The organism is Lactobacillus sp. ESL0785, assembly GCF_029395455.1.
Taxonomy (GTDB): domain Bacteria; phylum Bacillota; class Bacilli; order Lactobacillales; family Lactobacillaceae; genus Lactobacillus.
Map to the genome: position 1 here is coordinate 1,107,932 of NZ_CP113916.1, position 23,015 is coordinate 1,130,946.

General features: G+C 36.3%; 17 protein-coding genes and 1 pseudogene. 6 read left to right on the forward strand and 12 right to left on the reverse strand.

Annotated features, from left to right (window positions below; translation table 11 throughout):
- Nucleotides 1-166 precede the first annotated feature (166 nt).
- Nucleotides 167-1,933, forward strand: coding sequence for an oligopeptide ABC transporter substrate-binding protein (locus tag OZY43_RS05260; protein WP_277164033.1), 1,767 nt, complete (start codon nt 167-169; stop codon nt 1,931-1,933).
- A gap of 116 nt (nt 1,934-2,049) precedes the next feature.
- On the opposite strand, the pseudogene OZY43_RS05265 reads toward OZY43_RS05260, so the two are convergent.
- A pseudogene (locus tag OZY43_RS05265) lies at nt 2,050-2,196 on the reverse strand (D-2-hydroxyacid dehydrogenase); the annotation flags it as partial.
- A gap of 916 nt (nt 2,197-3,112) precedes the next feature.
- On the opposite strand from OZY43_RS05265, the gene OZY43_RS05270 reads away from it, so the two are divergent.
- Nucleotides 3,113-4,162, forward strand: a complete 1,050-nt coding sequence (locus OZY43_RS05270) for a restriction endonuclease subunit S (protein ID WP_277164034.1) — start codon at nt 3,113-3,115, stop codon at nt 4,160-4,162.
- Nucleotides 4,163-4,324: 162 nt separating this feature from the next.
- Here the strand turns inward: OZY43_RS05270 and OZY43_RS05275 are convergent, their stop codons facing one another.
- Together OZY43_RS05275 and OZY43_RS05280 are read right to left on the reverse strand one after the other, a co-directional pair.
- On the reverse strand, nt 4,325-4,486 hold the full coding sequence (locus tag OZY43_RS05275) for a hypothetical protein (protein ID WP_277164035.1): 162 nt from the start codon (nt 4,484-4,486) through the stop codon (nt 4,325-4,327).
- Between the two features lie 16 nt (nt 4,487-4,502).
- Nucleotides 4,503-5,423 carry a site-specific integrase gene (locus OZY43_RS05280; protein WP_277164036.1) on the reverse strand — a complete coding sequence of 307 codons (921 nt, stop codon included), beginning with the start codon at nt 5,421-5,423 and terminating at the stop codon, nt 4,503-4,505.
- Nucleotides 5,424-5,566: 143 nt separating this feature from the next.
- On the opposite strand from OZY43_RS05280, the gene OZY43_RS05285 reads away from it, so the two are divergent.
- Together OZY43_RS05285 and OZY43_RS05290 are read left to right on the forward strand one after the other, a co-directional pair.
- Nucleotides 5,567-5,824 (forward strand): type II toxin-antitoxin system RelB/DinJ family antitoxin, encoded by a 258-nt coding sequence (locus tag OZY43_RS05285; RefSeq protein WP_277164037.1) that lies wholly within the window; start codon nt 5,567-5,569, stop codon nt 5,822-5,824.
- Between the two features lie 3 nt (nt 5,825-5,827).
- Nucleotides 5,828-6,100, forward strand: coding sequence for a type II toxin-antitoxin system YafQ family toxin (locus tag OZY43_RS05290; protein WP_277164038.1), 273 nt, complete (start codon nt 5,828-5,830; stop codon nt 6,098-6,100).
- 62 nt (nt 6,101-6,162) lie between these two features.
- Here OZY43_RS05290 and OZY43_RS05295 read toward each other — a convergent pair whose 3' ends face one another.
- From OZY43_RS05295 to OZY43_RS05310, 4 genes are read right to left on the reverse strand one after another with little or no spacing between them, the layout of a single operon-like run.
- Nucleotides 6,163-7,371, reverse strand: a complete 1,209-nt coding sequence (locus OZY43_RS05295) for a restriction endonuclease subunit S (protein WP_277164039.1) — start codon at nt 7,369-7,371, stop codon at nt 6,163-6,165.
- A complete protein-coding gene (locus OZY43_RS05300; protein WP_277164040.1) occupies nt 7,364-9,019 on the reverse strand; it encodes a type I restriction-modification system subunit M in 1,656 nt (551 codons plus the stop codon). The genes OZY43_RS05295 and OZY43_RS05300 overlap by 8 nt, the downstream gene beginning before the upstream one ends.
- An 11-nt stretch (nt 9,020-9,030) precedes the next feature.
- Entirely contained in the window at nt 9,031-12,114 is a 3,084-nt protein-coding gene (locus OZY43_RS05305) for an HsdR family type I site-specific deoxyribonuclease (RefSeq protein ID WP_277164041.1), read from the reverse strand.
- A complete protein-coding gene (locus OZY43_RS05310) occupies nt 12,104-12,697 on the reverse strand; it encodes a hypothetical protein (RefSeq protein ID WP_277164042.1) in 594 nt (197 codons plus the stop codon). Before OZY43_RS05310 ends, OZY43_RS05305 begins: the two co-directional genes overlap by 11 nt.
- 154 nt (nt 12,698-12,851) lie before the next feature.
- Between OZY43_RS05310 and OZY43_RS05315 the strand changes: the two genes are divergently transcribed.
- Nucleotides 12,852-13,208: an arsenate reductase family protein gene (locus OZY43_RS05315; protein ID WP_277153081.1), complete on the forward strand. Its 357-nt coding sequence runs from the start codon at nt 12,852-12,854 to the stop codon at nt 13,206-13,208.
- An 85-nt stretch (nt 13,209-13,293) separates the two neighbouring features.
- The gene (locus tag OZY43_RS05320) at nt 13,294-15,693 is read left to right on the forward strand and encodes a Xaa-Pro dipeptidyl-peptidase (protein ID WP_277164043.1); all 2,400 of its coding nucleotides are present in this window, start codon (nt 13,294-13,296) and stop codon (nt 15,691-15,693) included.
- A 55-nt stretch (nt 15,694-15,748) separates the two neighbouring features.
- Here OZY43_RS05320 and carB read toward each other — a convergent pair whose 3' ends face one another.
- The 5 genes from carB to pyrR form a co-directional block, all read right to left on the reverse strand.
- Complete coding sequence (gene carB, locus OZY43_RS05325; protein ID WP_277164044.1) at nt 15,749-18,931, reverse strand: carbamoyl-phosphate synthase large subunit; 3,183 nt, start codon at nt 18,929-18,931, stop codon at nt 15,749-15,751.
- Nucleotides 18,924-20,009 (reverse strand): carbamoyl phosphate synthase small subunit, encoded by a 1,086-nt coding sequence (locus tag OZY43_RS05330; protein WP_277164045.1) that lies wholly within the window; start codon nt 20,007-20,009, stop codon nt 18,924-18,926. The genes carB and OZY43_RS05330 overlap by 8 nt, the downstream gene beginning before the upstream one ends.
- Nucleotides 20,009-21,283: a dihydroorotase gene (locus tag OZY43_RS05335; RefSeq protein WP_277164046.1), complete on the reverse strand. Its 1,275-nt coding sequence runs from the start codon at nt 21,281-21,283 to the stop codon at nt 20,009-20,011. The genes OZY43_RS05330 and OZY43_RS05335 overlap by 1 nt, the downstream gene beginning before the upstream one ends.
- Nucleotides 21,283-22,239 carry an aspartate carbamoyltransferase catalytic subunit gene (locus tag OZY43_RS05340; protein ID WP_277164047.1) on the reverse strand — a complete coding sequence of 319 codons (957 nt, stop codon included), beginning with the start codon at nt 22,237-22,239 and terminating at the stop codon, nt 21,283-21,285. The genes OZY43_RS05335 and OZY43_RS05340 overlap by 1 nt, the downstream gene beginning before the upstream one ends.
- A 182-nt stretch (nt 22,240-22,421) precedes the next feature.
- Nucleotides 22,422-22,967: a bifunctional pyr operon transcriptional regulator/uracil phosphoribosyltransferase PyrR gene (gene pyrR, locus OZY43_RS05345; protein ID WP_277164048.1), complete on the reverse strand. Its 546-nt coding sequence runs from the start codon at nt 22,965-22,967 to the stop codon at nt 22,422-22,424.
- Between the last annotated feature and the right edge of the window lie 48 nt (nt 22,968-23,015).

Sequence of the window (23,015 nt, forward strand, 5' to 3'; positions counted from 1 at the left end):
CTAATTCATTATAACAATAATTAGGGTAATGCTTTTTAAAATTTAATATAAAGTTATCAGCAAACATTAAAAATAAATAAATGTTAAATTTTTCCTCATTTTATTAATATAATATGTTAGAATATATAACAAAATTATTATTTTTTTAATATTAAGGAGTAACAATATGAAAACAGCCAAATTATTAGGTTCAATCGGAATCATGACTTCAACTCTCTTAGTCTTAACAGCATGTGGTAAAAGTGCCGATACTAGCAATGAAAGCAAAGATGTCAGCAAATTACCAGAAACTACACCTGCCAAAACTGCCAAGCAAGGTGGAACATTAAAATTAGCTCTAGAAACAGACACACCATTTTCAGGAATTTTTTCAAACGAATTGTCAACTAGTGATATTGACTCTAGTGTTGCCGGTCCTGGTGCTGAGACCCTTTTTGATACTGATAATCATTATCGAATTACTGACAAAGGCCCAGCGACTTTAAAGCTAAATCGCAAAAATAATACAGTTACAATTACTGTTAAAAATGGGGTTAAGTGGTCAGATGGGCACCAGGTAACAGCTAAGGACTTGGAATATCCCTATGAAATCATTGCTAATAAAAAGTCCAAATCTGAACGTTATAATAAAAACTTAGAAAATATTAAAGGTCTAAAAGACTACCATGATGGCAAAGCCCAAAGCATTTCTGGTATCGAAATGCCTGATGGTGAAAATGGTCGGACAATTATTATCCATTTTTATGAATTAAAGCCCGGCATGTACAACAGTGGTAACCGTTATTTCTGGGAATCCGCAGAGCCATACCACTACTTAAAGGACGTTCCTTTTAATAAATTAATTTCATCTGATCAAATTCGGAAAAAGCCACTGTTTTTCGGTCCATTTAAAATCAGCAAAATTGTCAGAGGTCAATCTGTAACTTGGACACCTAATAAGTACTATTGGCGCGGTCAACCAAAACTGAATAAAATAATTGTTCAGGTTGTTGCTCCTAACTCTGCAACCCAGGCAATTAAGAGTCATAAATTTGATGTTGCAGATGTCATACCAACACAATGGATTCAGGTTAAAAACACCAAAAAGGTTAATTTTATTGCACAAATTCCCCTATCTTACCACTACATCGGCTTTAAAGTCGGTAAATGGAATGCCAAAGAGAATAAGAATGTCATGAACAAAAATTCTAAAATGAACAATAAGGCATTACGTGAAGCTATCGGCTACGCAATGAATGTTGATCAAGTAGATAAACACTACACTCATGGCATCAAGTTCCGTGTACCAACCCTAATTCCAGCACAATATGGTGATTATTCAGATAAAACCAATTCTGGCTTTAATTATGATTTGAAAAAGGCCAATAATATTTTAGATAAGGCTGGCTTCAAAAAGAAGGGCAAGTGGCGTGTCCAGCCAAATGGCAAGCCGTTGACAATTACCTTTGCAGCAATGAGTGGTGACACTAACCAAGAACCAATTGTTCAAAATTACTTACAACAGTGGCACAAGATTGGCTTAAACGTTAAATTAGCCGGTGGTCGATTAACTGAATTTAATTCATTCTATGACAAAATTCAAAATGATGACCCATCAATTGACATGTACATGGCCGGCTGGGGGCTGCCAAGTGAGCCATCGCCACAATCATATTATAGTGAGACTTCAATTTTGAATTACATGCGTTATGTAACACCTGAAAACAATAAATTATTACAAGAAATTGATTCTCCTAAGGCATTCAACCACAAATATCGGGTACAGAAATTCCATGAATGGCAAAAGTATATGACTGATGAGGCATGGGCTATTCCAATCGATAATGCTTATACAATTACCGCTGTTAACTCTAATATTACGGGCTATTCTAAGGAACCAGCACAATCAAACAACAATCAGCCACTTTGGTATAAAGTAGGTTATGCTAAATAATTAGAATTTCTTCTTAATTTTGCACTAGGAAAGAGCAACTCTTCAAATTGAAAAGTTGCTCTTTTGTTTTTTATTCAATAACGTTTAATTTTCACTATTTATATAAAGCCGGCTTTCTCAGCATCACCAATCCGACGCAAAATTTCTGCGTTATCATCAACTGGTGTCCGATCATATAATCTGTATTCGCCAAATTCTTTTAGTGGTGACCAATCTAAGTCACCTGGGTTCAAGGCATAACTATCCAAATTTACAATTTTCACGCTGTTTCCTCGTTTCTATCATCAAAGAATTTTAATCAATCTTATTATAGCAATTAATTAGATTAATTATCGCTGTATTGCTTATTTTTAACGCATAACTTAGATAGTAAAATATTGCAGGTAACTAATAGAACTGCCTTTCAATTGTTATTACAACAGATTATTTTAAAATAGGAAAACTATAATTGTATTCCTTTATATCTATTTTTTAGATATAATATTTATTACAGAACAGCTAAAGCTGGTGGCTATTTCCTTCAAAAGAGGTGGTGCTTATGGTGTGTCTACACCTGATGCAAAATCCTAATGAAAGGAGGTTAGCCCGATACCTTTATGGGTATTGCACTTTTTATCTTGCGTTTGGCAATTATCTTTACCGTATTAAGCTACTTACTGTATTCTTTAACGAATGCGACAAATTCCTTAACCACTTGGATTATTGCTTTAGCAAGATTGTTTCTTGTAATCAAACTATTTTTTACGAGAAACAAAAAGTAATCACTTTAGCTTGGCAGAGCTGATGATTACTAGATAATTACTATTTGCCACCACTTTAGCTAGTGGCTTCTGTGAGGAGTTCTATTCCCATTAGAACTCCTTTTCTTTTGTCATTATAGCACATGAATTTTGAGAATAAAAATTATACTCTTGCTTTGTAATATCAATTTTTCTTTTCGTTTAAGCTATGACTAAGTACCTAAGTTATGACACAATTATTATGCTATCGCCTATCTTTAATGTATTACTCAGATAGTTAGAATACTGCCAATAATTATTTGGATAATTTAGTATTAATTAGTTTCTATCACATAATACATTTACTTGGGAACAGAATGAATTTATTGACCTACTGATTAGAAATAATAAAAAGAATAAAGATTTAAAAATTAATAATGTAGAATCCATATCTAATAAAGTGGGATTCATTAAACAAACTGAACAGTTTGGAGATTATTCAGTTGCAAGCACAGACTTATCAAATTATTTTGTCATAAGTGAGTATACATTTGCTTACAATCCATCACGTATTAATGTGGGATCTATTGCCTATAAATCACAAGGAAAACAAAATTCTATTGTTTCTCCTTTATATATTTCTTTTAAAACTACAGAAAAACTTGGGGATACTTATTTGTGGTATTGGTTTAAAACTCAGAATTTTGAAAAGCAAAGAGAAGTTTTTTCGGAAGGAGGCGTAAGAGATACTCTTTCCTTTAATCAATTAAGTGAAATGCAAATATATATCCCACAACTGTTAGAGCAACAAAATATAGGAATATTACTTACTAATATTCAAAAATTTATTACACTCCAAGAACGTAAGCTAGAACTGTATAAACAACTTAAGAAATATTTGCTTCAAAAGATGTTTGCTAATGAACAGGAAAAAGCTCCACAAATTAGATTTAAGGGATTTGATGGTAAATGGGAAAAGAAAAGGCTAGAAAATTATTTTTCTGAAAGTAATAAACGTTCTTCAAAAGGTAAAATGCTTTCTGTAACGATTAATCATGGCGTTATTCCATTTTGCAAATTAAATAAAAAAGATAATTCAAGTAAAGATAAGTCAAAATATAAATTAGTTAACATTAATGATATTGCATATAACACTATGCGTATGTGGCAGGGGGCGTGTGGCGTGTCTAATTATTGTGGTATTGTCAGTCCTGCATATACGGTTATTACACCTAATAAATCAACATCTCCTGATTTTTTTGTTGAATTATTTAAACAGGAGAAAATAAAACAACTTTTCCAAAAGCACTCTCAAGGTCTCACTTCTGATACTTGGAATTTGAAATTTCCTTTATTTAAAAAGATAGGAGTTTACGTACCTTTAATTGACGAACAAAATCTGATAAGCAATGAACTTAAAAAAATCAACAAAAAATTATTATTACAAGAAAATCAGATAAATTTCTTAAGTGCTGTAAAACAATACCTTCTCCAAAATTTATTCTGTTAAATCATAATATAATACATACGAAAAAGGATATGTCTTTCAGTTAATTCTGAAAAAGTATGTCCTTTTTATTTGATTTGTTCAAAATTGTCGTCTATTTTCAACAACTTTGAACAAAAAATATATAAACTATTTTTGCTTATTATTGGTAATACCAATGATACGCTATAAATTATACCAATCTATGCTAGCAAATCCTGTCTTATCTGTTTGTCGTTCACGAATGTTTTTCAGTACACCAGAATTTTTAAGATATAAAGTTTCATTAACAGAATTAGAATAATCTAAATTTTTTCGTAATTGATATAATCTTTTGTGAACTTTCATGCCTTAACCTCATCAACTATTTCAATGTTGAAATATACTTAATAATTTTATCGTTATCTTGATTATCTAGTTCGCGAATCACATGCAGATATGTTTCTTGAGTTGTTGTAATACTAGAATGACCTAATCTTCTGGCAACTGAAGCAATTGAAACACCAGCGTAAAGCAGCACACTAGCGTGAGTATGTCTTAAACCATGAACACTAATTACTGGAATATTAGCACGACTGCATAAGACTTCCAGGCGATTATTAATTGTAGAATTAAATATTCGTTGCTGCTCCTGAATAAATATTGGTTTACTTGCATCCATTTTCTTAGTCAAACGTTTAAATTGTGTGTTTAATTTGCTATCAATTGGTATTTTGCGAATTGATGAATCATTTTTAGTTGGAATAAAATTGCCAATTTTTGATTTATAATCCCAAGTCTTATTAACATTAAGAGTTCTAGCTTCAAAATCAAAATCTTTAGCAGTTAATCCCAATGCTTCACTAAATCTTAAACCCGTTTTCGCAACAAGCAAAATTAAATAGTCCCAAGAAATTCTTGGACCTATTTCCAACTCTCGCATTAATTTGATTAGTTCTTTTTGACTAAGATATTTCTTTTTGTGATTACGACTTATTGTTCCTTTAATAACAACTTTACGGGTTGGATCACGCTTAATTAACTCATCATCAAGAGCATCAACTAACGAAGATTTAAGGTGACGATTAAAATCAATTACTGTTTGATGTTCATGATTTTGCGCATATTCATTAATGATTTTTTGATATAATTTACGGTCTAATTGATCTAAAGTAACATGCGGTGCTAATTTCTTTAATGTTCTAAGTGTAATCTGATACTTTGCAAAGGTAACAGGTCTAACTGCACCACTTTTATATAATTCTATCCATTCTTCAAAATACTCCCAAAATAATTGCTTCTTCATAAAATATACCCCCAAAATAATTTTGCCCCTAGGACTTACTTAGCTTAAACCATTTGGATAAAGATTAAAAAAGCAATGCAATTGTAGTTATAAATTATTGCTAATTGCATATAAAAATAATAAAATTAATTTGAGGTGATATTATGAATAAAACTTTACAGGCCCGAATGGATGGTAAACTTATGGATGAGGCAGAAGGTATCTTAAAAGATTTAGGACTTAATCGTTCAACTGCCTTGAAAATTTTTTATCAACAAATTGTATGGAATAATGGGTTGCCTTTTGCAGTTAAAAAACCTGAAATCCCAAATGAAGAAACGTTAGATGCGATGCATGAAGATTTATCTAAGACTAAGACTTACGATAATTCAGATGAATTATGGCATGACTTGGGCATTTAAAATATGTTAAATATTAAGGTTACAGCTAAGTTTAGGAAAGACGTCAAGCGGTGTAATAAGCAAGGGTTACCAATGACTCAACTTAAGTTAGTTATTCATGAACTAGAACAAAATCATGTCCTGCCCTCTAATTATAAAAATCATGCTTTAGATGGAACTTACTCTAATTATCTTGAATGTCATATAAAGCCAGATTGGTTGTTAATCTATCAAATTACTCAAACAACTTTGGCTCTTATTAGAACAGGCAGTCATGCAGAATTATTTAAAAAATAGAATTTTATACAAAAAAGCCATATTCTTGATCTAGTTGAAGAATATGGCTTTTTGTATGTACCTTAGCAGAATAAGTTTTGAAGAAGGTATTGTTTAAGCTGTTTGAAAAATTTGTTTTTATTCATATTAAAATTTATATTTTCGTTAATTCTCTTTAATGTACTACCTACTTTGACTTGTTCTTCGTATTTAGGAAGTCTAATAGGGGTTATTTTACCACTGTTAATGGTATATGTTACTACAGTTCCTGAGCCGGATGAGATATGAATATATTTTTGAATGCTGTTTCCAATAAAAGAATAGTAAAAGAATTCACCAAAAATTTTTCCGCTATTTTTAAACCAAATAATATTACCATCTTTAAAATAAATTGGGTTGGTATCTCTTATTAATAGAGGTATACCTATAGAGCCTACTCCAGTAACAATTAAATCACCTAATTTTACTTTTCCTGATATTTTTGAAAGCTTATTATAAAGTTCAAAAGGAATATATATTTTTTCACTTGGTTCAATATGTTTTGAAATAGACACTATGTCTCTTGCTCTAAAAAATCTAACTCCCTTGTTTGTCCAATCAGATTGATGAACTCGTTTTACTGATGAAACTTCCATAATTTCACCTAATTTTTTCTTTTTCCAGTCTTCCTCAAATCCTTTAAATCTAATTTGTGGAGCTTTTTCCTGTTCATTGGCAAACATCTTTTGAAGCAAATATTTCTTGAGTTGTTTATACAGTTTTAGCTTACGTTCTTGGAGAGTTAGAAGAATGTCAACCGATTCTAATAAATAAGATATTTCTTTTTGCTCTTTAATTGTAGTAATCTTAATTTCAGTATTTTCTAGCTCCTTAGAGCTTATGCTTTCGAAAGTTGATCCGGAACTAATTCTTGACCAATAATTAGTTTGGTTCAATAGTTTAAGTCTTTGAAAAATAAAGTTATTCGCCTTAATTGAAGCCATACCTCGACCTATAACCACATCTAGACTTGCTTTATATACCTCTCCCACAGGTGCACGAACAGTAAAAAGTATATCATTTGTCTTCGCCAATTTTGTAACTTGCTTTGTCCATACCCTAGGACAAATTTTGTTATTTTTAATATCAGCTTTTCCTTGTACTAAAACATAATAACTTGAATCTGTAGTATAATTCTTCGAATTAGGAGATTGTCCCATTATGATTTTTCCAATATCTCCAACTCTATGCCGTTCCCAAGCGTTAGTGAATCCCTTAAACCTAATCCGCGGTACATTAGTATCTTTACTCATTCTTGAACAACTCCTTCAGCAATTCTATTTCTTGATTTGATTGTTCATCAGAACCTACTAAGTCATTCAAATCTTCCAATATAGAGCTATTTAGCTCCTTAATCTTTTTATCAGTTTCTTGAATTTCATCCACGACTTTTTTAATGTCAACAGGTGGTTCTTCTTCAAATGTATCTACATAACGTGGAATATTAAGGTTATATTCGTTTTCCTTAATTTCATCCAAACTAGCGTCATGGGCATACTTATCAACGTCTTCACGCTTAAGATAAGTAGAAACAATCTTATCAATATCCGTTTCACGCAATAGATTTTGATTTTTACCCTTTTCAAAATCCTTGCTGGCATCAATAAAGAAGATATCTTTACGCTCACGCTTTTTCTTTAATACCAAAATAACTGTTGGAATACCAGTCGAATAGAATAACCCTGCTGGCAATCCAATTACAGCATCAAGACGATTCTTATCAATTAACGCCTGACGAATTTTTCCTTCTTTAGCACCTCTAAACAAGACACCGTGAGGTAAAACAATCGCCATTGTACCGCTATCTTTCAAGTGATATAAGCCGTGCAAAACAAAAGCATAATCTGCTTTACTCTTAGGTGGTAATGCACCATATTCTCCGAATCGCGGATCCTTTAATTTTCGGTCGTCATTATCCCACTTTTGTGAATATGGCGGGTTCATAACCACTGCATCAAAAGTTTGTGGGCCTTCACTACCATCAGTATTTTTACGTTTAGGCCAATCTTCTTCTAAAGTATCAGCGTTAGATAAAGTCATATTCTGATATGGCACATGGTGCATCATTAAGTTCATCCGTGCTAAGTTGTATGTTGTCGTATTTAATTCTTGTCCATAAAAGCGGACCGGAATCTTTTTAGCAAGTTGCTTACTTAATTCACCTTGAACTGTTAATAACAGCGAGCCTGATCCCATTGCAGCATCATAGACACTAAATGGTTCACCATTATCTGTTGCAGATGCAGTTGCCAATCTTGCTAAAACTTGTGAGACTTGGTGTGGTGTATAAAACTCCCCGGCTTTTTTACCAGAATTACCAGCAAACTTAGCAATTAGATATTCATAAACATCCCCTAGAATATCATGGCCAGATTCATCGTTATATTCAAACTGATCAACCAAATTAACAATCTTCATTAATGACTTAGCACGTTGATTAGTATTATTTCCTAAACGACTGTTACCTAAGTTAATATCTGCAAAGACCCCGCTAAAATCTTGTTCGGCATCAGTATTAATCTTAGTGTTGTCGTTGAAGCGATTAAACATCTCTTGAAAGTCTTCTGGCTTCAACGTATTATTATTGACTTTATCAGTAATTGACTGCCAAGTATATTCTGGCTCAATTGCATAACCTAGGTCTTCAGCAATTGCTGTTAGGAAGTCTTGTAGTTCATCTCCTACTGCTTGCTCTAGATAGTCTTTATTTAATTCTTCAAAAGTATTTCCAGTCAATAGATCACTTTTACGTAAATGATCTAATTGATTTTCTGACAAATAACGATAAAACATGAAACCCAGAATATAATTACGATATTCATCAGCTGCCATATTTCCTCGCAATTCATTGGCCATAGCCCATAATTTACTTGTAATTTCTTGAGCACGATTTTCACTCATTTGTTTCTCCCTTACTTATTTAACTGATCTGCAAACTTTTTAAATGATTGACGCAACTTAGTATGATATTTAATTTTACTAAGTTCTCTAACCATTGTATCTTCTGCGTCATTTTGGTAATTCTGTTGGCCTTCCTGCACTATCTTGGATAGACCGCCTTCAACATCCAAGTCATCTTGACCAACAACGTGTTTTTCTAATAGCTCGTTGATTCTTTGTGAATCAGTAATATCAACTAAGCCCCATTTTTTCTTAAAGTCTAGAATTTCTGTTCGATGGTTCTTCTCGGTATGATCTTTAATTAACTGTTTTACTTCTTCTGATAAAACCGGATATTTTTGAATATCTACTTTATGAACCATTAAGTCATTAGCTACAGTTTGAACATCTTTAGCATATTTTTCATCTTCTAATTGGGCAATGAAGTTTTCAATTTGCAGTTTGGTTTTAACAGCCTCGGTCATTTGCTCATCATTAACTTGATTTGCCAACTGTGCAATTAATTCATCGAGGTAGTCATAGTCAACGTCAATATCTTTGATATGTTCCATTTCTAAAGTTAAGTCACTAACGTCCAAATGCCGACTTTTAGCTACACATTCTTTTATTTGACTAGTAAATGCACCTGTAAGTTTTGCCTCATCATCTTCAGACATTCCGAGCTCTTGCAATAATTTTTCTGGATGTTCCTCATCATATTTCTCATCCTGCTTAATTCTAGCCATTGAATGACTGTAATCATTCAGAGTGTTATACATTTGCTTTTGTTTAACTTCACTATGAGGAATATCATCAAAATTATTAGTTAACGTGGCTAATTCATCCACTGTCTTCTTTAGCGCTTCAACTTCTTCATCGTACGACTTTGCTAAAATTGAGGTTGCGGCAACTTCAGGTAATTCTTCTTGCACAAAAGCAGATTGCCTGTCAGCATAAGTTGCCAAAGCTTGCTTCATTAGCTTTTCAGCGTTCTTAGGCCAGCGATAATTAACAATGCGACCAAAGGGCTTTTTCTGCATATCATGAACCCTATTTGTTCTTGAATAAGCTTGAATCAGAGCAGACCCTTTCAGCGTTCGGTCAACATAAAGAGTATTTAATTCAGGAGCATCAAAGCCCGTCAATAATTGATCAACTACAATTACTAAATCCAGATAATTTCGATCATCAGCACTGCGATTGAGCCTAGACATCAGGTCTTGTTCATAATCATCTACCTGATCATCTGTAAAATTGGTATTAAACAGTGAATTGTAATTATCCATTGCTCTTCTTAAATTAGTATTATTAATTAATTGGGTATCATCATTACTTGTACTTTGACTAAAAGTTACGGCAACCTTTAATGGCTTAGCCATATTTGCCATCTGCTTATTAAATTCATCAAGATACATCATTGCCATTTCTGATGAAGAACCTTGACCAACATGAGTAGTCAGTAACGCGTTATATTGACCTTTATTGGAACGCTTGTCCCACTTTTCAAGAATATCCTCAACCACTTTTTCAACATGTTTAGGATTACGATCATAGACGCTTGGCTCCACCATCTCATCCATATCATCGGGTGTTAAATTATTAATTCGCTCTTCAATTTGAGCTTGAGAAAACTTAGGGTATCTAAATTTAAAGTATCTTGGTAAATATTGGTTCTTCATCACTTCTTCTGATAAAGTCGTTTCAAAATCAACTTTAAAACCTAAGACGTTTTTATCAGAAATTGCGTCCTTGATGGTATAGATATGAAGCGGGTCTCCGAATACTTCTTGGGTAGTTGGACCTTTTTTGGCATCAAAATTTGGCGTTCCTGTATAGCCAACAAATGCTGATTTTGGAAATGCTGCCTTAATCTTTTGCATCATGTCACCAGCAGTAGAACGATGAGCTTCATCCATGATAAAGACAATATTTTTATTAGACCCATAAACTTCTTTATGACTAGCAAGACTAGATAATTTCTGAATCGAAGTCACAATAATATTATTACTTTTAGACCTCAATTGCCGACCTAAATCATAATGGTTTTTAGTTTTAGAAATTGATCCACCAACGGCAGTATCTGCTGTTGGATCATAGGATAAATACTGTTCAAAAGTTTGCTTAGTTAATGCTTTTCGATCAACTGCAAAAACAACTTTATCAACATTAGGTAATCTGGCAGCTAACCAAGCAGCTTTAAAGGAACTAATAGTTTTACCAGAACCTGTTGTATGCCAAATATAGCCAACCTCTTTAGGGTCAAAACCAAAGGAATGATGCCGTAATTTTTCTAAAATTTGTTTAGTTGCATATACCTGATATGGACGCATTACTTTAACATTTTCATGATTTTTTGTACCGTCTAAAATCATAAAGTTAGTTGCCATTTCATGAGCCATCGGAATTGAAAGCATTTGTCTAGCAAACTCACGCCATTCATATACCGGATGGTTGTCTTTTTCTCGTTGCCATCGAAAAGCAAAGTCTGTATTAAACTTATCCAAAGTGGTATTAGCCATATAACGTGCGTCATGCGGCGTTAATGCAACTAAAATCTGTACTGTTGAAAAAATATCACTATACTGATTTTCTGAAATATATTGTTGCATCTGATTGAGTGCTTCTTTAGCATCATGTGCATCAGCTTTTTCTTCAATCTGAATAATCGGCAGACCATTAATTAACAAGGTAGTATCAAATCTTCGTCTTTTGCGACCTACTATTACAGGGTCACGCCAAATCTGATTAACAACTTGATAAACAGTATTACCAGCACCAATATGACTTTGATCAAAAACGGTAAGGAAAACATGGTTACCATTATCCAAATCTACTTCAACTTGGGAAATTCCATTAACTCCGTATAAAAATTGCCCTGCTTCATAAGGTGTAGATAAATTCTTAATTTGCACCTTAACTTGGTTAAATTCATTAGTAGTTAGTGGCTGATCTAATTTATCTTGATTATTTTGTTCTAAAATTTGCTTAAAGTTCGCCCATAATTGTTCAGTCGTTTTTATTTTTGACATATAGGTCCATTGCTTGTCACCACCAATTTTAGTTAAATAATCAATTAATTCATCTTCAAATTTTAATTCGCTGTTTTCAATTGCCATTTTTCGCCTCTGCTTTAATACCAATGATATTGTCTAAAGTTTGATACACAATCCTATCTCTATTTAAAATATTTTTATACAATTGATTAGACTGTTTTAACTGGTCCACATATAACTTTCCAATTGTTTTTTGATTTTCAACGCTCAATTCCGGAACAATAATTTCTTTGAGAATTTTTGTTGTATATTTAAAAACAATGCTACCCTGCAAATATTTTTTTATTTGTCGATCAAAACATCTACTTTCGTTTAATAGAAAAAGAATATATTCAATTGATACAGAAGTTCTAGGAATTAATTTAACAAAATTCTGTGTTAAAATGTATTTGTCGTGTTTCTGAGTTATAATGGCTGCTTTTCCACTTTGTAGGTTAAAAATCAAGTCACCTTGCTTAACCAGAACCACATCAGATGTAGTTTTTATTTGCTTTGTTTTGCTATTATTTGTTAGAGATTGAAAAGTATCTTCTAAATAACAATTTCTATCATAAACAAAGTAAGATTTTGTATTACTTTTATTATTGGCTTCTAGTCTAGATTGTAATGAACCACTTTTAAATTCGAAAAGGTTCTTTAATTTCAAATTTGGTTCTCCTTTCTTTCGGTAATTTAGCTAAATTACATAAATAATTATAATACATTGTTCACTAAAATCAAGTGTAATTTTTAAAAATTACTTTATTTTCATCACTTATTGCTATAATTAATTATGATTACTATAAAAAGAAGGTACAAAAATGATTAAATTTTATGGTTATAAACGTTGCTCAACCTCACGCAGTGCCGAAAAGTGGCTGCATGAACATGATGTTGATGTCGACTTTCAAGATTTGGTAGAACAGCCACCTAAAAAAGAAGACCTGGTTAAGTGGATGACTGACCATCAAGACCGCGGTTTGCGCTACTTCTTCAACACCCACGGCATGGACTACCGCAAATTGCACTTGAAGGATCAATTACCAAGTATGACCATTGATGAGGCAGCCGAGATGATGTCTAAGAACGGCAAGCTAATCAAGCGCCCACTAGTTGTTGACGGCGACAAGTTAACTTGCGGCTTTAATGAAGATGTTTACAAAGATACTTGGCTATAAGGGCGAGCTTAATGCTCGTTTTTATTTTGTCTATTTTCTATGCCTGCAATAACCCTTATAATAGGAAATAAAAAAGGAGCACAGTATGAAATACAATCAATATGCCTATGTCGAAACTGACTTTCAAACACAGGTGCAAGAATTACTTACTATCAAATTTTTACCAGAAAATTATCAAGAACTGTCTTTTAGCGAGTTACTGACGGAATTTGTCGAAAACGCGCTGGCAGAAGTTAATCCCTCTGCGGATTTTGCTAGACAAGCCAAGTTAGGCGAATTTGCCGTTTCTGAAACGCAGAACTTAGCCGACTTTTTAGCAACTAATCCAGAAAATATTACACCAGACCAATTTTACAATGTTGCCCTGCAGCTGTTGGGTTATCATGTTCACTATGATTATCAACTGTCTGACCCATTAGGCTTTATGACTAAGCAAGCCTTGCCAGCTGTTTCTAGCATTAATAATCAGAATGAACTAATTCATGCCTTTTACCGCTTATTAAATACCCGTGCTAAAAACGGTCAGCTCTTAATTGACGTCATGGCTGGCAAAGGTTACTTTCACGGAAAACTTCTTGGTGATCTCGATAACAAATTCATCTTATTTAACGGCAAAAGCTTACCCATATTTGATACCAGTAACGTAATTCATGAGGTTGTCTATGTGGAAAGTGACCTTGATACTGATGACGATGGTAAATCTGACCTATTACAAACGACCATTTTTCGGCCAGTGGAAAGCGAAATGATGCAGGTACCAGCACTCTATACTGCTAGTCCCTACTTTGGCGGCGTTATCGATAATGTTAAGCGTAATCACAATGTCGATGAGAACTTGAGTGATGCTACTGACTGGACTAATCCGCAATATGAACCAGCTGCACGCGTAAAGGCCAAGCAGTCCGGCTCTGAAAATCATGTAGCAACTGAAGAAGCTGTCGGCAAATCCTCTTACCCACTAAACGAATACATGCTGGCACGCGGCTTCGCCAGTGCTTTCGCCGGCGGTATCGGCACGCGTGGTTCTGATGGCTTACGGATTACTGGTTCTCCTGAAGAAACAGAAAGTGCTAAAGAAATTATCGAATGGCTGCACGGCGATCGAGTTGCCTATACTGACCGCAACCGCACTCATCAAATTAAGGCTTCATGGTGTAATGGTAATATCGGTATGACTGGTCGCTCTTACCTTGGTACCTTGCAAATCGCAGTTGCCACAACTGGTGTTAAAGGTTTAAAAACCGTGGTATCTGAAGCCGCAATCTCTTCTTGGTACGACTATTACCGCGAGCACGGTCTGGTAATTGCTCCTGAAGACTGCCAAGGTGAAGACATGGACTTGCTGGCTGAGACTTGTCAGTCTAACTTATGGGACGCAGGTTCCTATTTAAAAATCAAACCTAAGTACGACGCCATGCAAGAGCAGCTTTTAACTAAAGAAGACCGCAAAACTGGACAATATTCAGACTTTTGGGAAGCCCGCAATTACCGCCACCAGACGGATAATATCAAATGCTCATGGATCAGCGTTCACGGCCTAAATGATTGGAATGTTAAACCTAAAAATGTCTACAAAATTTGGCAAAAAGTAAAACAGCTGCAGCTGCCAATTAAGCCGCACTTATTCCTGCATCAAGGGCCACATTATAACATGAATAATTTGGTTTCAATTGACTTTACCGATTTAATGAACCTTTGGTTTGTTCATGAATTGCTTGAAGTTAACAATGGTGCTGAACAGCAATGGCCAACCGTCATGGTTCAAGACAATCTAGAAGCAGATACTTGGCATCAAGAAGATGACTGGAGTGATGATCTAGGTCAAGAAGTGACCTATTACCCAACTGACGATGGTAAATTGCAAAAAGATGGCAATGGTAAAAAACAATTATCATTCGTTGATGTGGGCGGACAAAAATTTAAGCAAGCTCATATCTCCGAAAGTGAATGGCAATACCAATTTATCTGTGGTCAAAAGCCGTGGGCTTCATCAAGCCTGCGTTTTACAACGGATGAATTTATTCATCCCGTAACAATTGTTGGCCGGCCTGAAGTTACAATCCATGTTTCTTCCATTGTGAACAAAGGTCAGCTTTCAGTCGCTTTAGTTGAATTAGGTGACCGCCAGCGCCTAACCGCCACACCTAAATTCATCATGCCCGGTGGGCAAGAACTTGGTTACCGTTTTGGCACCGACACTCTGCAAGAATTTATGCCGGACAAATTGACTCATGCCAAGTTAATTACTAAGGCACACATGAACCTGCAAAATTACGCCGACATGAAGAAACCATCGGCAATTGAATCCGGTCAATTTTATGACCTAACCTTTAAATTACAGCCGACTTATTATCGCCTACCTGTTGGCAGTCAGCTTTGCTTAATCATCTATTCGACTGACCAAGGCATGACTAAGCGTCCACTTGAAGAAGTAACTTATACAATTGATTTGGCAAAAACCGCAATCAAGTTTAGTCAAAAATAATATCAAAAATACAGATGTAAACCAATACATCTGTATTTTTTATTTTTAAACTATTTTACTTCAAACTAGTTGTTAAAAATGACCGATTGGCAAGTGCCGTTAATAATGCGCGTGCTGTATCTAAGCTAGTAATTAGTGGCACATTCTGTTGAATTGCCGTCTGCCTAATAATAAACCCATCAGAATTTTTGGCCAGGTCATGCCCCATTGTATTGATTACCAGATCAATCTGGCCACTACGCAATATTGCCAACAAATTATTGTCTGCCGGTTCATGAATTTTACTGAGTAAGGTTACATGTAAATTATATTTTTGCAGAAACGCTGCGGTTCCACTGGTTGCAAATATCCGATAACCAATCTGAGCGAACTTTTGCGCTAACGGTAAAATTGCTTCCTTATCACTATCCTCAATAGTTAACAATACATTGCCACTATCAGGAATCTGCATCCCCGCACCAGCAAAAGCCTTATAGAGAGCCTTAGGAAAACTCACATCACTGCCCATTACTTCACCAGTTGACTTCATTTCTGGTCCCAAATAACTATCAACATCAGCTAATTTACTGAATGAAAAAACAGGTGCTTTTACACTAACCAATTTTGGCTCTGGTGCCAAACCAGCGGCATAACCTTGACTGCGTAAACTTTGCCCCATAATCACTCGCGTTGCAACTTGGGCCATTTCAATACCAGTAATTTTACTTAAAAACGGTACGGTTCGACTAGCTCGGGGATTAACTTCAATGATATAAATTTCATTATTCCGTTCAATCAGCTGCAAGTTCATAATTCCGTGGCAATTTAGCTTTAATGCTAACTCCTTCGTAAGTTTGACAATTTTTTGCTTAATTTCAATCGAAAAAGTTTGAGCCGGATAAACAGCCATTGAATCTCCTGAATGCACACCGGCATGCTCGATATGTTCCATAATTCCGGGAATGAGTACTTGCTCGCCATCACAAATGGCATCAACGTCGCACTCCCGACCATCTAAATAATCATCTACTAAAATTGGATGACTGCTGGCAATATCTACATGGTCCTGTAAATAATCTTCTAATTCATCTTGACTGTATACAATTGCCATTGCTTTACCACCCAGAACATAACTTGGCCGTACTAAAACTGGATAACCTAGTTTGGTTGCTGCCTGAATAACGCCAGCGTGGGTTGTCGCCGTAATCCCCTGTGGCTGCTTTAGATGTAATTCCTTAACTGCTTGGTCAAACAATTCACGGTCTTCAGCTCGATTTAAGTCTTTGACGCTTGTTCCTAATACTTTGATACCGTGTTCTTCAAGTCCTGCAGCAAGATTAATTGATGTCTGACCGCCAAACTGAATAATAATACCTTCTGGCTGTTCCAAATCACAAACATTAAGCACATCTTCAAGTGTTAAAGGCTCAAAGTATAATTTATCAGAAATTGAAAAGTCAGTCGAAACTGTTTCTGGATTGGAATTAATAACGATTGCCTCATACCCCATCTTTTGCAATGCCTTAACACAATGCACAGTTGCATAATCAAACTCAACCCCCTGACCAATTCTAATTGGCCCAGAACCAATAACCAATACAGATTTTTTATGGTCACGTTGACTTTCATTTTCTAAGTCATAAGTTGAATAAAAGTATGGCGTTTGCGAAGCAAATTCTGCCGCACAGGTATCAACCATTTTGTAAACAGGAACAATACCATGCTTCTTACGTAATTGCCTTACTTGTTCAGGTGTTTGATGCCATAACTTACCAATTGTTTGGTCACTAAAACCATACTTCTTGGCTGTTTTAAGTACAGTAATATCATCTGGATGTGCTCCAATGGTCTTCTCCATATCAACGATGTGGCGCACAATATCCAAAAAATAAAAATTAATTTTGGTCAATTCATGGACATCCGTCATCGAATAGCCCCGGCGAAAGGCTTCGGCAAGATAAAAGAGGCGATCATCTTGTGCTTTAACTAGCTTTTGTTCCAAATCTTCATCGCTTGCCTTGTGTGCGTCTGCTGAATAAAAGTCTTTTTGATCAATTTCTAGTGACCGGACAGCTTTTTGAAAGGCTTCCTCAGCTGTACGTCCAATCGCCATTACCTCACCTGTTGCCTTCATCTGGGTACTGAGCTCGCGGTTAGCCTTAGGAAATTTATCAAATGGCCAACGCGGAATTTTGCAAACGACATAATCAAGTGACGGTTCAAATTCTGCAAAAGTTGTTCCTGTTACTGGATTCTTGATTTCATCTAGCGTTAATCCAACCGCAATTTTCGCAGCCATCTTGGCAATTGGATAGCCCGTTGCCTTTGAGGCCAGAGCTGATGAACGTGACACTCTTGGATTAACTTCAATCACGTCATAATTAAAACTATTCGGATCAAGTGCTAGCTGCACATTGCAGCCGCCCTCAATCTTTAATGCCCGAATTAGTCGCAGTGAACAGTCACGCAACATTTGGTATTCCTTGTCTGACAGTGTCTGTGATGGTGAAAAAACAATCGAATCACCAGTATGAATACCAACAGGGTCAAAGTTTTCCATGCAGCAAACAATCATTGTATTATCGGCATGATCGCGCATAACCTCAAATTCAATCTCCTTATAGCCAGCAATCGATTTTTCTACTAAACATTCAGTAACCGGCGATAATTCCAAACCATTTTTGGCAACACGCGCAAGTTCATCGTGGTCGTTGCAAATTCCGCCGCCAGTACCACCCATGGTAAATGCAGGACGAACAATGATGGGATAACCAATTTCATCCCCAAACGCCAATGCTTCAGCGACTGTTTTAACACTTTTAGATGGTGGAACTGGCTCACCCAGCTGCTGACACAGTTGCTTGAACTTTTCCCGATCTTCTGCCTGCTCAATTGACGCTAATTTAGTTCCCAAAAGCTCAATCCCCAATTCTTGTAAGATACCGCTTTTGGCCAAAGACAAAGCCATATTTAAGCCAACCTGACCGCCCAATGTCGGCAAAATTGCATCTGGATATTCTTGACGAATAATTCGCGAAACTGCATCAACTGTCAATGGTTCAAGATAAACCTTGTCGGCAATTGCCGTATCCGTCATAATCGTTGCTGGATTGGAATTAACCAGCACAACTTCATAACCTTCTTCACGCAAAGCTAAACATGCCTGCGTTCCCGAATAGTCAAATTCTGCGGCTTGACCAATAATTATTGGGCCCGAGCCGATGACCATAATTTTATGAATATCTGTTCTTTTAGGCATGTTGACTAATTTCCTTTCTTTGATCAATCATTTGCATAAAGTAGTCAAAAATCCCTTGCTGATCGTGTGGTCCAGGAGTTGCATCCGGATGAAACTGCACTGAAAATGCTGGATACTTCTTATGCCGCAGACCTTCAATTGTACCGTCATTAACTTCAACATGGGTTACCATCAGGTCAGTTGCCGCAATTGATTCTGACTTAACCGCATAACCATGATTTTGCGAGCTAAAGCCAATATTACCTGTCGCAATTTCGCGAACTGGATGATTAAGTCCTCGGTGACCAAATTTCATTTTGAATGTCTTGGCACCATTAGCCAAAGCAAAAACTTGATGTCCCATACAGATCCCCATTAACGGCAAATGCTGCTCAACTTGCCGCACCATTGTTGCAGCACTCGACATTTCCTCAGGATTACCGGGACCATTAGAAAGCAATACTCCATCTGGATGCAAGCTTAAGATACGCTCGGCTGTGATATTATAAGGTACAACGATACAGTTACAATCACGCTGTGCTAGTTCGCGCAAGATACTATTTTTAATGCCAAAGTCAACTACTACAATATTACGTTTAGAACCGGGAACTGGGTACGAATGGGTTGTTGAAACTCGGCTAACTGCTCCCTTAGTTAAATTTTCTTTTTGCAAAGTTTGAACAATTTTAGCTGCCTCAGTCGCAGAATTAGCAATCTGACCGCGCATGGTGCCGTGCAGTCGCAATTTTTTAACTAAAGCACGTGTATCAATTCCTTGAATACCGGGAATATTTAATTTTTTAAGAAAATCTGGCAAGGTTGTCTGCATTCGCCAGTTATCAGGATGATGCGCCACTTGATGACAAATCACGCCCTTAATCCCCGGCTCAAGCGATTCATAATCTGCTAATGTAATGCCATAATTACCAATTAAGGGGTTAGTAAAGACCAAAATCTGATCAGCATAAGATTGATCCGTAATGGCTTCCTGATAACCTGTCATCCCTGTTGTGAAGACAACTTCGCCTTTTGCTTCACCTGCAGCGCCGAAACCTTCACCCTGATAGATACTGCCATCTTCTAAAATCAGATACTTCATTATTGCTCCTTTGCTTGATAAACTACACGCCCAGCAACCATTGTCATCATTGTTGAACCGTAGACAGTGTCACCGGTAAACGGAGTGTTACAACTTTTTGAAAAGTAGTCCTGCTGACGCCATTTTTTCTTAGTCTGTAAGTCAAAAATGGCAATATCGGCTGGTTCGCCAATTGCAATCCTACCTGCATGTTGTAAATTGAAAACTGTCGCTGGCTTAATTGTTAACCAAGCTAGTACTTGCGTTAAACTGCAATGACCCTTCTTGACTAGCTGCGTATAAAGCTCACTAAAAGCAGTTTCACTGCCGGTAATGCCAAAAGCTGCTTGGGCAAAATCCCCAGCTTTATCCTGCCGGGTATGTGGCGCATGATCGGTGGCAATCATGTCAATTGTGCCATCGAGCAGTCCGGCAATTAACGCTTGCTGGTCTTTCCTTGACCTTAACGGCGGGTTCATCTTAAAATTACTATCATTTTGCGCAATATCATTTTCTGTTAATAACAAATGATGCGGCGCTGCTTCACAAGTAACATGTACGCCACGCTTTTTGGCAATTCTGATTAAGTCAACGCTGGTTTTAGTTGAAACGTGACAAACATGATAATGCACACCAGTCTTAGCAGCTAATAACAAGTCACGAGCAATTTGCGTGGTTTCCGCTAATTCCGTAATCGGTCGCAAGTTAAATTCTGTTGCCTTGGGGCCATTATTGATTACTCCAAGATCAAAAAGAGTGTCATCTTGAGCATGTTCGGCAATGATTAAATGATTGTCTTTTGCCTGCTGCATCGCCCGGTACATCGTTTGTGCATTCTGGACACCTTTGCCGTCATTACTTAAAGCAATTGCCCCAGCTTTTTTTAAACCAGCATAATCAGTAAGCGTATCGCTAGTTTCATCAACTGTAATTGGGCCGTATTGTAAAACATGAACGATACCATTCTGTTCATTATTAGTTACCATCTTTTGCAGTAATTCCTCGGTATTAGGAACTGGCACTACATTAGGCATTGCCGCGGTAGTTGTAAAACCGCCATGAGCTGCAGCCAGCGTCCCCGAATGAACATTTTCCTTTGCCGTTTGACCAGGATCACGATAATGAACGTGCATGTCGATTAACCCTGGACTAACCAACTTATCTTGCGCGTCAATGACTTGTTCAGCAGTCAAATCTTGACCAATAGCACTAATATAGCCATTTTCAATTAAAATATCGCACTGGGTAAGCCGGTTATCCAAATATACCTGACCATTTTTAATAACCAGAGCCATTATTCTAGTCCTCCTAACCGACGACCTCGCATTACGGCTTCAATCATTGCCATACGCATAAAGACACCATTTTGCATCTGGCGGACAAACATACTCTTGGGTGCCTCAACTAATTTGCCAGCCAATTCAACATCATGATTAATTGGACCTGGATGCATAATAATTGTATCCTTTTTTAGTGCATGATAACGACGTTCGTTAATACCAAATTGCTCGTGATATTGCTCTGGATCAAACTTACTTTCATTCAGGTCACCCTCATGTCGTTCATGCTGAACTCGCAGTAGCATCATCACATCAACTTGACTAACCAAATCGTCAAGTGGCGCAAACTGCCCATACTTATCAAACTGCTTATCATACCAATATTCTGGTCCAGAAAAGTAAACTTGTGCACCAAGCTGAGTTAATAACTCCATATTGCTTTTGGCCACCCGAGAATTTGTAATGTCACCAACGATCGCCACTTTTAAATTTTTAAAATAGCCAAAATGCTCGTGAATTGTCATCATATCAAGCAGACATTGCGATGGGTGCTGACCACTGCCATCACCAGCATTAATGACACCGATGTCTAAGTGCTGCTCAGGCTCTAAAGAAATTAACTCATTGTAATATTCATTTTGCGGGTGGCGAATAACCTCAAGGTCAACCCCCAAGGCTGCCATAATCAGCGAGGTATCATATAAAGTCTCACCTTTTTTAACTGAACTATGAGCTGGATCAAAGGGAATAACGGTCAAGCCCAATTTACGTTCCGCAATTTCAAAGCTAGTATGAGTTCGGCTTGAATTTTCAAAAAACATGTTGGTCACATAAACCGGCTTAGCTAATTTTGGTCTAGCCCCACCACGCTTAAAATACTCTGCACGGTCAATCAGGGCGCGTACTTCATCTGCCTGCAAACCAGCTACACTAACAAAATGCGGCAAACTAACTAAATTATAATTTTTCATGATCTAAACCCTTTCTTTAAGATACAAAAAAAGATACAAAAAAACCTGAAGCATTTAGATTGCTCCAGGTTAATCAAAAGGGATTTTTGGCCTATTTTAAGATACTCCAAAAGAACTCAAACCCTTCTGACCCTCTCTGGAGTCAATTAAATGGTTGAATGATTAAATTAACTTAACTTATACTATTTTTCCGGCAGTGGCTTTAATTCTACACTGTCCTGCCCGTCAACTTCTTCAACATTAACAGCAACTTGTTCTTGTGAAGATGTTGGGATATTTTTCCCAACAAAATCCGCCCGAATTGGCAATTCGCGGTGACCACGATCAACCAGAACAGCAACAGCGATTGAACTTGGCCTACCAATGTCCATTAGGGCATCCATTGCTGCTCTGATTGTTCGTCCTGTATAAATAACATCATCAACAAGGACAACATGCTGGTCGGCAATCGCAACGCCAACTTTATTGGAATTAACAACCGGATCCTGTTTGAGAGTTGCATCATGACGATCATCACGATAAAGGGTAATATCAAGCTGTCCTAAAGGGACATCCACACCCTCTAACTTTTGAATTCGGTCATGAATTCGTTTAGCTAAATAAACACCCCGCGTTTTAATGCCAACAAGCACCAAATTCTCAGTTCCCTTATTGCGTTCAATAATTTCATAAGTAATTCTTGTTAATGCCCGCTTCATTGCGAGTGCATCCCAAATTTCTTTTGCCATCTTGTTCTCCTCTCATATCCCTAAAATAAAAGCACCTAGTCGAGAAAC